This window comes from Streptomyces sp. NPDC091377 (assembly GCF_044757045.1).
In the GTDB taxonomy this organism is placed as follows: Bacteria; Actinomycetota; Actinomycetes; order Streptomycetales; family Streptomycetaceae; genus Streptomyces.
This window is the reverse complement of record NZ_JBIVUE010000003.1, coordinates 414,071-425,943: the sequence shown is the minus strand read 5'-3', so window position 1 is coordinate 425,943 and position 11,873 is coordinate 414,071. Positions and strand designations below refer to the sequence as shown.

Genomic DNA, 11,873 nt, shown 5'->3' with positions numbered 1-11,873 from the left:
CCGTCCCTCAGCCTTCCCCGCCGACGAGCGGGCCGAGTGCGAGGCGGGCCGTCCGCTCCGGGTCGGCCAGGATGTACAGGTGCGTGATCCGTCCGTCGGCGACGGTGAGCGCCATGACCGTACCCGCCCCCGGCTCCGGCTCCGGGTCGAAGTCGCCCGCGCGGGAGGCGGCCAGGAACGCCTCGGCCGCGGCACGCCGGCGCCCGAGGTCGGGGTCGGCGGCCGGGGTGGCGTCCCGGACCCGGCGCCGGGCGCGGCCGGCGAGCTGCCGGGTGGCGGCCGGGGTGCGCTCGACGACGGGCGCGATGTCGTCGAAGGGCACGGCGAACAGGTCGTGCGGGACGAACGCCAGGCGTTCGGCGGGCTCCAGTCGCTCCCGGACCACCAGCAGGGCCAGGCCGGGCGGGGGCCCGGCAGAGGTGGCGGCGTCGCTCGCCCGGGGGGTGTTCACACCTCGTCGCGGGCCAGTGCCAGCAGCCGGTCCAGTACGCGCGGGCCGCCCGCGCGGACCCCGTCGTGCTCGAACTCGTCGGTCACCCAGGTCCGCAGACCGCGCACGGTCGCGGCGGTGCGCAGGGAGTGGGCGGTGTCGACGTACATGTCGTCGTGGTAGACGGCGGCGGCGACCGGGACCTCGTTGGCGGCGAGCCGTTCGGCGTCGTAGAGGGTGGGCCAGTCGGTGCGGGCGGCGAGGAGTTCGGCGGTCTCGCGCAGCGGGCGCAGCGCCGGGTCGCAGTCGAACATCCAGGGGTGGACGGACTCGCCGGTGAACAGCAGGGGTCCGTCGCCGGTGAGGGTCTTGGCGGCGTCGAACTGCGGGAACTCGGTGCGCACCCGTTCGGCGGACCAGGCGGTGGGCCGGGGGCCCTGGGCGTAGCACGCCTCGTGGACGAGGGCGTACAGCGGGTGGCCCGCGTAGGACAGCAGTTGCTGGACGTCCTCCTGGAAGGCGTCGGAGAGTTCGCTGCCCCGGGGGGTGCGGAGGAAGGCGTGCTCCAGGAGGTGGTGGAGGCGGTGGCTGCCCTCGCCGCCGCCGAGCAGGATGCCGAGGGACTGGAACGCCTCGACGGTGAGGCGGTAGCCGTTCGGGAGCACCACGTCGTGGCCGAGGAGGTGGTCGGCGATCCGGCGGGCGCGCTCGACGTCCTGCGGGTAGCGGGCGTAGTGGGCGGCGACCTTGCGTTCGATGCGCGGGTAGGCGGCGCGGTAGACGTCGTCGGCGTGGGCGTCGAGGGAGGGCAGGCCGCCGGTGATGAGGGCGGTGCTGAGGCCCTCGGGCGCGGTCGACAGGTAGTGCGTGGTGCAGAAGCCGCCGAAGCTCTGGCCGAGGACGGTCCAGGGCCTGCCGCCGGTCAGCTCGCGGCGGATCAGCTCGCAGTCCTTGACGATCGAGTCCGCGCGGAAGTGGGCGAGGTGGTCGGCCTGTTCGGCGGGGCCGCCGCGCAGCGGGAGGGTCTGGCGGTTGGCGGGGGTGGAGTGGCCGGTGCCGCGCTGGTCCAGGAGGAGGACGCGGAACTCGTCCAGGGCCCGTCCGAGCCATGCCTGCTTCCCGATGAAGCGGTTCGCCCCGAAGCCGGGGCCGCCCTGGAGGTAGACCAGCCACGGCAGGTCCTGGCCCGCCTTGTCGCCGGCGACGGCCTCGCGGGCGTAGACCTCGATCGTCTCCCCGTCGGGGGCGTCGTGGTCGAGGGGCACGGTGAATCGGCGGTCGGTGAGGACGACGCCGGGCTGACGGTAACTGGCGCTCAAAGGGGGGCTCCCGATACGGACGACGACTTCGGCCGCGTCCCAGTCCAGCACACCCGTGCGGGCCGGCGGCCACCGGGATCATGCCAGGAGGCTGAACGGCCGGTCAGCCCAGGGCGTCGCGGGCGGCCGGTCCGCGCGGTCGGACGGCTCGCCCTCTGCCCGTCGGTACCGTCCCCGATTACGCTGATCCCGCGTACGGTTGCCCCGGTACACATCCGATGAACCACGACGAGGAGCCGTGATGCGTGTCGCCCTGTTCCTGACCTGCGTCAACGACACGCTGTATCCGGATACGGGCCGCGCGGTGGTGAAACTGCTGACCAGACTGGGTGTCGAGGTCGATTTCCCGATGGCTCAGACCTGCTGCGGACAGGCCCACTACAACACCGGGTACCGCCATGAGGCCGAGCCGCTGGCCCGGCATTTCTCCGATGTATTCGGTGAGTACGAGGCGATCGTGACCCCGTCCGGTTCGTGCGCGGCGATGGTCCGGGAGCTGTATCCGCGGCTCGGCGAGCGGGCGCGCGCCGAGGGGCGCGGCGGCGGTCTCGCGACCCTGCTGGAACCGGTCGTGCCGAAGACGTACGAACTGACGGAGTTCCTCGTGGATGTGCTGGGTGTGACGGACGTCGGCGCGTTCTATCCGCACCGGGTGACCTATCACCCCACCTGTCATGGGCTGCGTGGTCTGGGGCTCGGGGACCGGCCGACGCGGCTGCTGCGGGCGGTGCGGGGGCTGGAGCTGGTCGGGCTTCCGGGGGCCGAGGAGTGCTGCGGGTTCGGGGGGACGTTCGCGGTGAAGAACGCCGATGTGTCGGCGGCGATGGGCACGGACAAGGTGCGCGACGCGGAGTCGACGGGTGCCGAGGTGCTGTGCGCGGCCGACAACTCCTGTCTGCTGCACCTCGGCGGCACCATGACCCGGCTGGGGACACGCCTGCGGCCGGTGCACCTCGCGGAGATCCTGGCGAGCACGGAGGAGGAGCCGGCCGTATGAGCGGGACGTTCGTGGGGATGCCTGCCTTTCCGGTCGCCGCGCGGGAGGCGGTGGGGGACGCGACGCTGCGCGGCAATCTGCGGCACGCGACGCACACCATCCGCGCCAAGCGGGCCACGGCGGTCGCCGAGGTGTCGGACTGGGCGGAACTGCGGGAGGCGGGCCGGCGGATCAAGGACCACACGCTGCGCCGGCTGGACCGGTATCTCGTCCGGTTGGAGGAGTCGGTCACGGCGGCGGGCGGCACGGTGCACTGGGCGGCCGACGCGGGCGAGGCCAACCGGATCGTGACCGGGCTGGTCCGGGCGACCGGCGCGTCCGAGGTCGTGAAGGTCAAGTCGATGGCCACCCAGGAGATCGGCCTGAACGAGGCGCTGGAGGCGGCGGGCATCCGGGCCTACGAGACCGATCTCGCCGAGCTGATCGTGCAGCTCGGCAGGGACCGGCCCTCGCACATCCTGGTCCCGGCGATCCACCGCAACCGGGGGGAGATCCGGGACATCTTCCGCCGGGAGATGGGCAGGTGGGGCCGCCCGGCGCCCGAGGGTCTCACCGACAGCCCGGCGGAGCTGGCGGAGGCGGCCCGGCTCCATCTGCGGGAGAAGTTCCTGCGCGCGAAGGTGGGGATCTCCGGCGCCAACTTCATGGTCGCGGAGACCGGCACGATGGTGGTCGTGGAGTCCGAGGGCAACGGACGGATGTGCCTGACCCTGCCGGAGACGCTGATCTCGGTCGTCGGCATCGAGAAGCTGGTGCCGACCTGGCGGGATCTTGAGGTCTTCCTCCAGACCCTGCCGCGCTCCTCGACGGCGGAGCGGATGAACCCGTACACGAGCACCTGGACCGGGACGACGGACGGGGACGGGCCGCGCGCCTTCCATCTGGTGCTGCTGGACAACGGCCGTACCGACACCCTCGCCGACGCGGTGGGCCGCCAGGCGCTGCGCTGCATCCGCTGCTCGGCCTGTCTGAACGTCTGCCCGGTGTACGAGCGGGCCGGGGGCCATGCCTACGGTTCGGTGTACCCCGGCCCGATCGGCGCCATCCTCAGCCCGCAACTGCGCGGGACGGCCAGTGAGATCGACGCCTCGCTGCCGTTCGCGTCCTCGCTGTGCGGGGCCTGCTACGAGGTCTGCCCGGTCGCCATCGACATCCCCGAGGTGCTGGTGCATCTGCGGGAGCGGGTGGTGGAGGGCGGTCCGGTGATCCGGCGGGGCGACAAGGTGGTGCTCAAGCCGGCGAAGGGGCACGCGGCCGAGCGGGCGGCGATGCGCGCGGCCCGCTGGGCGCTGCTCCGGCCCGGCGCGCTGCGCACCGGGCAGCGGCTCGCCGCACGCACCCGGCGCTGGCATCCGCGTACGGTGCCGGGGCCCGGGCGGGCGTGGAGCGCCGGCCGGGATCTGCCGGCGTTCCCGGCCGAACCGTTCCGGGACTGGTGGCGGCGGACCGACGGCGGGAAGGACACGCGATGAGCAGCAGGGACCGGATCCTGGGCCGGGTGCGGCGGGCACTGGCGGACGTGCCGCGCGAGGAACCGTCGTACGAGGAGGCCGTGGAGCGGTCGTACCTGCGTGAGCACGGGGCGCGCGGTGTCGCGGAGACGGTGGAGCTGCTGGCGGCGCATCTGGCGGACTACCGGGCGATCGTGCACCGCACCGATGCGCAGGGGCTGCCTCTCCTGGTGACGCGGCTGCTCGCGGAGCGGGGCTCCCGGTCCGTGCTGGTCCCGCCCGGGCTGCCGCCGCAGTGGCTGGCGGCGGACGGGCCCACCCGGATCCAGGATCGCGCCGCGAGCACCCCGTACGAACTCGACGCGGTCGGGAGCGTGGTGACCGGCTGCGCGGTGGCGATCGCGGAGACCGGCACGATCGTGCTGGACGGCGGCCCCGCCCAGGGCCGTCGCCGGATCACCCTGGTGCCGGACCATCACATCTGTGTGGTCCGCGTCCCGGACCAGGTGGTGTCCTCCGTCCCCCAGGCCCTGGAACGCCTGGATCCGGTCCGGCCGCTGACCTGGATCTCCGGCCCGTCGGCGACCAGTGACATCGAGCTGGACCGGGTGGAGGGGGTGCACGGGCCGCGCACGCTGGAGGTGGTGCTGGTGACGAGCGGGCCGGGGCGGGCGCCGCTAGCGTGAGGGGATGATCCGGTTCGAGCAGGTCACCAAGCGGTACCCGGACGGGACCACGGCGGTCGACGGACTGAGCTTCGAGGTGGCGCAGGGCGAGCTGGTCACCCTCGTCGGGCCGTCGGGCTGCGGCAAGACCACCACGATGATGATGGTCAACCGGCTGATCGAACCGACGTCGGGCCGGATCCTGCTGGACGGCGAGGACATCGCGGATGTCGACCCGGTGCGGCTGCGCCGCCGGATCGGCTACGTCATCCAGCAGGTGGGGCTCTTCCCGCACCGCACGGTCCTCGACAACACGGCCACCGTGCCCGCGCTGATCGGCTGGCGGCGTACGAAGGCCCGTGCGCGGGCGGCCGAACTGCTGGAGCTGGTGGGTCTGGACCCGAAGACGTACGGGCCGCGCTATCCGCATCAGCTCTCGGGCGGTCAGCGGCAGCGGGTCGGGGTGGCGCGGGCGCTGGCCGCGGATCCGCCGGTGCTGCTGATGGACGAGCCGTTCGGGGCGGTCGACCCGGTCGTGCGCGAACAGCTCCAGGACGAGTTCCTGCGGATGCAGGCCGCCGTGCGCAAGACGGTGCTGCTGGTCACCCATGACATCGAGGAGGCGGTACGGCTCGGCGACCGGATCGCGGTGTACGGACAGGGCCGGATCGAGCAGTACGACACCCCGGGCGCGGTTCTCGGTACGCCCGCGTCGCCGTACGTCGCCGAGTTCGTCGGCGCGGACCGGGGGCTGAAGCGGCTGTCGGTGACCGCGATCGAGGAGGGCGATCTGGAGCAGCCGCCGGTCGTCCGGCCGGACGAGCGGGCGGCGCGGGCGGCGGCCCGGCTGCGGGCGGACGGGGCGCGCTGGGCGGTGGTGCTGGACGCGGACGGCGATCTGCACGGCTGGGTGGGCCTCGACGAACTGGGCGCGGACGGTGTGGACGCCGTGGTCGGGGCGCTCGCGCACCGGATGAAGGCGTGGGTTCCGGTCGGTGCCCCGCTCAAGCAGGCGTTCGGGGTGATGCTCCAGCACGACGCCGGCTGGGTGGCCGTCCTGGACGGCGCCCACTTCCTGGGTGTGCTCACCCCCGCCAAGCTGCACGAGGCGCTGCGCCGGTCGGTGGACGCGGACGCGCAGGGGGTGGCGCGGGGCCAGGTGGACTTCGACTCGGTGTCGGACGCGTAGGGCGGGGCGCCCGGGCACCACGGACACCACGGACACCACGGGCACCACGGGCACCCCGGGCGGGCTATTCCAGCAGGCCCTTGTCCTTCAGGTAGGTGCGGGCCACGTCCTCGGGGAGGCGGCGCCAGCTGTCCACCTGCTGGTTCAGGGAGGCCAGGTCGGCGGTGGTGAGGACCTCGTTGAGCCGGTCGAGCGCGTCGGTGACGCCGGTGGCGCCGGCGCGGGCGCGGTTGACAACGGGCACGATGTAGTCGGCGTTCTGGAGGTGCTTGTCGTCGGCGAGCAGCACCAGCCCGAACTGGTCGAGGGTGGCGTCGGTCGTGGTGGTCAGCACCATCTGGTCCTGGCCGCTCTCCACGGCCCGTTTCGCCTGGGTCGTGCCCACGCCCTTGGGGTCCACGGCGACGATGTCGATGCCGTACACCTTCTCCAGGCCGGGCGCGCAGTACGGCCGTTGCACGCATTCGTCGCCGGCCGCGAGCCGTACCTTCAGTCCGGAGGCGCCGAGGTCGCTGAGGGTCTTGAGGTGGTGCTCGCGCGCGTAGGCGGCCGTCACGGCGAAGGCGTTCTGGTCGACCGCCCGGCCCGGGTCGAGCACGGTGAGCCCGCGGGGCGCGGCGAGGCGGCGCAGGGCCTTCATGGTGGTGTCGAGGTCGGGTGAGCCGACCGGAGGTGCGTCGGGGCCGTTGGTCTTGGCGTTGAGCCAGTCGGCGAAGGTGGCCGCGTACTCGGCGACGACGTCGATCTGCCCGGACTCCAGGGCGGGTTCGTACAGTTCGCGGTTGGCGACGGTGAGGAAGGAGGTCCGGTAGCCGGCCCGGTCCAGCAGCAGGGCGTACATCTGGGCGAGCAGATCGCTCTCGGTGAATCCGGCGGAGCCGACGGTGAGCTGGTGGCTGTCGCCGGGCGGTGCGGTGACCTCGCCCCGGTGCTCCAGGGACGGCCCGGTGGAGCAGGCGGCGGCGAGCGCGAACAGGAGGACGCCGGCGAGGGCCGTGCGCGGCCGGGTCCGCTTCTTCCCGGGGGGCCTCATCGGGTGCCCCTGGCCCAGGCCGGTGCCATCCGTTCGGCGATCTCGAAGAGGCCCTCGACGATCAGTGCGAAGACGGCGACGAGCACGGCACCGGCCACCACCTGCGGGGTGCTGGCGAGGTTGAACCCGGCGGTGATGATCCGGCCCAGCCCGCCCCCGCCGGCGAGGGCGGCGATGGTGGCGGTGGCGACGAGCTGTACGGCGGCGATCCTGACGCCGTTGAGGATCATCGGGGCGGCCAGCGGCAGCTCCACGTGGAACATCACCTGCCGGCCGGTCATCCCCATGCCACGGGCGGCCTGCACCGTGCTGCGGTCGACCTCGCGCATGCCGACGTAGGCGTTGGTGAGCAGGGGTGGTACGGCGAACAGCACCAGGGCGATCACGGTCGGGCCCTCGCCCCAGGTGCCGACCGGGGTGAGCAGCAGCAGGACCAGCACGGCGAAGGTGGGGACCGCGCGGCCGACGTTGGAGAGGTTGACGGCGAGGGCGCCGCCCTTGCCGAGATGGCCGAGGACCACGGCGATCGGCAGGGCGATCAGACAGCTGACGACGAGGCAGACGACGGTGAGGACGAGATGCTGGAGGAGGCGCTGGCCGATGCCGTCGGCGCCGGACCAGTGGGCGGGGTCGGTGAGCCAGTCCCAGGCGTCGGTCAGCGTCTTCATGCGCGGGCCGTCCTGGTCCAGGGGGTGAGCAGCCGCTGGACACCGAGGAGCAGCAGGTCGGCGAGGACGGCGATGACGACGCAGAGCACGGAGGCGGTGAGCACCTGGGCCTTGAAGTAGGTGTTCATACCGGAGTAGATGAGGTTGCCGAGTCCTCCGTGGCCGACGATCGCGCCGACGGTGACCAGGGAGACGGCGGAGACGGTGGCGATCCGCAGCCCGGCCATGGCGGCGGGCAGGGCGAGGGGCAGTTCGACGGTGAGGAGCAGCCGGACGGGGCCGTAGCCCATGCCGCGGGCGGCCTGCCGGGTCTCCTCGGGGACCGCGCGCAGCCCGGCGAGGATGTTGCGGACCAGCAGGGTCAGCGAGTACAGCACCAGTCCGGCGACCACCAGGGCGGCGGAGAGCCCGTACAGGGGCAGGAGCAGCGAGAACATCGCGAGGGACGGGATCGTGTAGAGGATCGTCGTCACGGCGAGGACGGGCGCCGAGGCCAGGTTCCAGCGGCGGGCGAGGACCGCGAGCGGAAGCGCGACGACGAGCGCGATCAGGATGGCCGCGAAGGTCAGCTGGAGATGCTGGAGCACCGCGTCCGCGAGGATCTGGCTCCGGGTGGTCAGATACGCACCGCAGATCCAGTCGTTGCGCGCGAGACAGTCGTCCGGGGGCGCGGCCATGGGTCCATTGGAGCGGCGGGGCGGCGTGTCGGCGCGTTGTGGTCACCCGTTCGGGTCGAAGCGGCGTAGGGCGCCGCCGCCGGGGCGGGCGTCCGGCGGGCGCGGCGACCTCGGCCCTGGGTCAGGCGTCGGTGCCCCGTCCGCCGTCGTCTCCGGTGACGCCCTGACGGCGGCTCCGGGCGGGCCCGGGGGTGTAGCTGGGTACACCCCGCGATACGGGCTCTGTGCCCCCTGTGCTCGCGGCGCGCGCTCCGTAGCGTCGTGGACGAGGCACAGGGCGTGCCGCACGGAGGATGATGACGATGTTTCGCACCGGCTCACGACAGCGGGGCGACCAAGGCCCCGCCGCCGAGGCGCTGCGGCTGGTCAAGGTGTCCAGGACCTACGGCCACGGGGACGGCGCGGTGACCGCGCTCCACGAGGTCACGCTCAGTCTGGCGCGGGGCTCGTTCACCGCCGTGATGGGTCCGTCGGGTTCGGGCAAGTCGACGCTGCTCCAGTGCGCGGCGGGGCTCGACCGGCCGGACAGCGGGGTCGTCACGGTGGACGGCACGGTGATGACGCAGGGCGGGGAGGCCGAGCTGACCCGGTTCCGGCGGGGGCGGATCGGGTTCGTGTTCCAGCAGTACAACCTGCTGGACACGTTGACCGTCGCGCAGAACACCGTGCTGCCGCTGAAGCTCGCCGGGCGGCGGGTGGACCGGCGCCGGGTGCGTGAGGTGCTTCAGTCGGTGGGCCTCGGCGACCGGCTCGGGCACCGTCCCGCCCAGCTCTCCGGCGGTCAGCGGCAGCGGGTGGCGATCGCGCGGGCGCTGGTCACCGAGCCTCGGGTGATCTTCGCGGACGAGCCGACGGGGGCGCTGGACCTCCGCAGCGCGCGGGATGTGCTGGCGCTGCTCCAGGAGGCGGCGCGGCTGCACGGGCGGACCGTGGTGATGGTGACGCACGATCCGGTCGCCGCGTCCTTCGCGGACAGTGTGGTGTTCCTCGCGGACGGCCGGCTGGCGGGGCGGATGGACGGGCCGACGCCGGACGCGGTCGCCGAGCGGCTGGCGCACCTGGGCGACGACATGCCGGCGGGGGTGTGAGGGATGCTGGTACTCGCTCTGCGTTCGGTCCGGCAGCGGCCCGGACGGTTCGTCGCGACCCTGCTGTCCGCGTTCCTCGGCGCGGCGATCGTCATGGCGTTCAACTCGTTGCACGACACGGCCGCCGGGCCGGGCGTGGACGATGTGAGCGCCTCGACACTGACGACCGCGGCGAGCGTGGTCGGCGGGTACGGCACCCTGCTGGTGTTCTTCGCCGTCGCCTCCGCGCTCACCGTCAATGTGCGCCAGCGCGCGGCGGAACTGGAGTTGCTGCGCTGCTCGGGGGCGACGCCCGCGCAGATCAAGCGGATGGTCGTCGGTGAGGCGGTCGCCGTGGCCCTGGTGGGCGCGGCGCTCGCGATCGTGCCGGGCCTGCTGGGCGGGCGGGCGCTGCTGGAGCTGTTCCACGACAGCGGTCAGGTCTCCCGGTCCGTCGACCACGCCTTCGGCCCGGTCGCGCTGATCTCGGGCGTCGACATCACTCTGCTGGCGTCGGCGGGCGCGGCCTTCCTCGCCGTACGACGGGCCACGCGCCGTCAGGAGCCGCGCGGCCGGGGCCGTACGGTCCTCGCGTACGCGGCGCTGATCGCGGGCGCGCTGGGGGTGACGTCCACCTTCGCCTTCGACGCGACCGACTCGGCGCTGATGGCGCCGCCCGCGTACGGGGCGATCCTGCTCTCGGTGGGCTGTGCGCTGCTGGCGCCGCGGCTGCTCAAGGGGGTACTGGACCGGCTGGATCTGACCGGGGCGAGCGGCTGGCTGGCGGTGCGCGTCCTGCGTGAGCGCGCCGACGGGCTGGCCGGGATCCTGACGTCCCTGATCCTGTTCACGGCGGTGTCCGCGGCGACGCTCACCATGCAGTCCCTGGAGAGTGCCGAGGTGGCGGCGTCGGGGCTGGTCAAGTCGGTGGAGGCCAAGAACCTGGAGACGCTCAACCTCACCGTCGTCGGCATCATCGTGGTCTTCGTCTGCGTGATGCTGGTCAACTCGCTGTACGCGGCGACGACGTACCGGCAGCGGGAGTTCGGGCAGCAGCGGCTGGCCGGGGCGACGCCGGGGCAGGTGCTGCGCACGGTCGGGGTGGAGGCGCTGCTGCTCACCCTGACCGGGCTGTTCTTCGGCACGGCGGCGGCGCTGGCGGGGGTCGTGCCCTTCACGGTCGTGCGCTCCGACGCGGTCCTTCCGGACCAGTTCCTCGGCATCTGGGCGGCGGTGGCCGCGGTGGCCGCGACGGTGACGCTGGGCACGAGCCTGCTGACCACCCGTCGGATGCTGCGGACTCCGGCGGTGGCGGCGGTGACGCTGGCCGCTTGAGCGGGGTGGGGCGGGGTGAGGTGGGGTGAGGTGGGGGGGGGACGGCGGGGCGGGTTGCGGCGGGGCAGGGCACGGCGGGGCGGGGACCCGTATGCTGAACAAGCGCTTAGACAGGGGGTCTTGTGTTCACGTCCGTAGAAGATGTCTCCGCGCGGCTCGCCGAGACCGGGTATCTCGCCTCGGCCGCCGTCGCCACGACCGTGTTCCTCGCCGACCGGCTGGGCAAGCCACTGCTGGTGGAGGGGCCGGCCGGGGTCGGGAAGACCGAGCTGGCGAAGGCCGTGGCGCAGGCCGCGGACGCCCGGCTGGTGCGGCTCCAGTGCTACGAGGGGGTGGACGAGTCCCGTGCGCTGTACGAGTGGAACCACGCCAAGCAACTGCTGCGGATCACCGCGGGCCGCGGCGAGAGCTGGGACGAGACCCGCACGGACATCTTCAGCGAGGAGTTCCTGCTCCCCCGGCCCCTGCTCACCGCGATCCGCGGCGACGAGCCGACGGTGCTGCTGATCGACGAGACCGACAAGGCGGACGTCGAGATCGAGGGGCTGCTCCTGGAGGTCCTCGGCGACTTCCAGGTGACCGTGCCCGAACTGGGCACCATCAAGGCGGTCCGTCGGCCGTTCGTGGTCCTCACCTCCAACGCCGCCCGCGAGCTGTCCGAGGCGCTGCGCCGCCGCTGTCTCTTCCTCCACATCGGCTTCCCGGACGAGGAGTTGGAGCGGCGGATCGTCCGGCTGAAGGTACCGGGCATCGACGCGGCGCTGACCGAGTCGGTGGTGCGGGTGATCGGCGCGCTGCGCGCGATGGACCTGCGCAAGGCGCCGTCCGTGGCGGAGACCGTCGACTGGGCCCGCACCCTGCTGGCGCTGGGCGCGCACACGCTGGACGAGACCGTCGTACGGGAGAGCCTGGGCGTGGTGCTCAAGCATCAGGACGATGTCCTCAAGGCCGCCGCCAAGCTGGATCTGGACGCGGGGTGAGCGGCGGGGACGGGCTCTCGCCGGTCGGGGATGAGCCTTGCGGCAGGGAGCCTGCCGGGGGT

At 73.1% G+C, this 11,873-nt stretch carries 11 protein-coding genes and 1 pseudogene; 7 read left to right on the top strand and 5 right to left on the bottom strand.

Features of this window, described 5'->3' with window-relative positions; translation table 11 throughout:
• Positions 1 to 7: 7 nt before the first annotated feature.
• Positions 8 to 400, bottom strand: a pseudogene (locus tag ACIQNG_RS09620) (RNA polymerase subunit sigma-70); the annotation flags it as partial.
• A 47-nt stretch (positions 401 to 447) separates the two neighbouring features.
• Positions 448 to 1,749: an alpha/beta fold hydrolase gene (locus ACIQNG_RS09615; RefSeq protein WP_401483627.1), complete on the bottom strand. Its 1,302-nt coding sequence runs from the start codon at positions 1,747 to 1,749 to the stop codon at positions 448 to 450.
• A gap of 241 nt (positions 1,750 to 1,990) precedes the next feature.
• Here ACIQNG_RS09615 and ACIQNG_RS09610 point away from each other — a divergent pair, with 241 nt between their 5' ends.
• Genes ACIQNG_RS09610 through ACIQNG_RS09595 form a run of 4 tightly spaced genes read left to right on the top strand, consistent with a single transcriptional unit; the run spans position 1,991 to position 6,051 of the window.
• Positions 1,991 to 2,746: a (Fe-S)-binding protein gene (locus ACIQNG_RS09610; protein WP_401431654.1), complete on the top strand. Its 756-nt coding sequence runs from the start codon at positions 1,991 to 1,993 to the stop codon at positions 2,744 to 2,746.
• Positions 2,743 to 4,218 carry a lactate utilization protein B gene (locus ACIQNG_RS09605; protein ID WP_401483626.1) on the top strand — a complete coding sequence of 492 codons (1,476 nt, stop codon included), beginning with the start codon at positions 2,743 to 2,745 and terminating at the stop codon, positions 4,216 to 4,218. The genes ACIQNG_RS09610 and ACIQNG_RS09605 overlap by 4 nt, the downstream gene beginning before the upstream one ends.
• Positions 4,215 to 4,883, top strand: a complete 669-nt coding sequence (locus tag ACIQNG_RS09600; RefSeq protein WP_401483624.1) for a lactate utilization protein C — start codon at positions 4,215 to 4,217, stop codon at positions 4,881 to 4,883. Before ACIQNG_RS09605 ends, ACIQNG_RS09600 begins: the two co-directional genes overlap by 4 nt.
• 4 nt (positions 4,884 to 4,887) lie before the next feature.
• Entirely contained in the window at positions 4,888 to 6,051 is a 1,164-nt protein-coding gene (locus tag ACIQNG_RS09595) for an ABC transporter ATP-binding protein (RefSeq protein ID WP_401483622.1), read from the top strand.
• A 64-nt stretch (positions 6,052 to 6,115) separates the two neighbouring features.
• Here the strand turns inward: ACIQNG_RS09595 and ACIQNG_RS09590 are convergent, their stop codons facing one another.
• Genes ACIQNG_RS09590 through ACIQNG_RS09580 form a run of 3 tightly spaced genes read right to left on the bottom strand, consistent with a single transcriptional unit; the run spans position 6,116 to position 8,429 of the window.
• A complete protein-coding gene (locus ACIQNG_RS09590; protein WP_401483620.1) occupies positions 6,116 to 7,084 on the bottom strand; it encodes an ABC transporter substrate-binding protein in 969 nt (322 codons plus the stop codon).
• Positions 7,081 to 7,752, bottom strand: a complete 672-nt coding sequence (locus ACIQNG_RS09585) for an ABC transporter permease (protein WP_401483618.1) — start codon at positions 7,750 to 7,752, stop codon at positions 7,081 to 7,083. Before ACIQNG_RS09585 ends, ACIQNG_RS09590 begins: the two co-directional genes overlap by 4 nt.
• Positions 7,749 to 8,429 carry an ABC transporter permease gene (locus ACIQNG_RS09580; RefSeq protein ID WP_401483616.1) on the bottom strand — a complete coding sequence of 227 codons (681 nt, stop codon included), beginning with the start codon at positions 8,427 to 8,429 and terminating at the stop codon, positions 7,749 to 7,751. Before ACIQNG_RS09580 ends, ACIQNG_RS09585 begins: the two co-directional genes overlap by 4 nt.
• Positions 8,430 to 8,731: 302 nt before the next feature.
• Between ACIQNG_RS09580 and ACIQNG_RS09575 the strand changes: the two genes are divergently transcribed.
• The 3 genes from ACIQNG_RS09575 (at position 8,732) to ACIQNG_RS09565 (ending at position 11,811) form a co-directional block, all read left to right on the top strand.
• Positions 8,732 to 9,517: an ABC transporter ATP-binding protein gene (locus ACIQNG_RS09575; RefSeq protein ID WP_401483879.1), complete on the top strand. Its 786-nt coding sequence runs from the start codon at positions 8,732 to 8,734 to the stop codon at positions 9,515 to 9,517.
• A 3-nt stretch (positions 9,518 to 9,520) separates the two neighbouring features.
• The gene (locus ACIQNG_RS09570) at positions 9,521 to 10,831 is read left to right on the top strand and encodes an FtsX-like permease family protein (protein WP_401483614.1); all 1,311 of its coding nucleotides are present in this window, start codon (positions 9,521 to 9,523) and stop codon (positions 10,829 to 10,831) included.
• A 122-nt stretch (positions 10,832 to 10,953) separates the two neighbouring features.
• Positions 10,954 to 11,811: an AAA family ATPase gene (locus ACIQNG_RS09565; RefSeq protein ID WP_401483612.1), complete on the top strand. Its 858-nt coding sequence runs from the start codon at positions 10,954 to 10,956 to the stop codon at positions 11,809 to 11,811.
• The last annotated feature ends 62 nt before the right edge of the window (positions 11,812 to 11,873 follow it).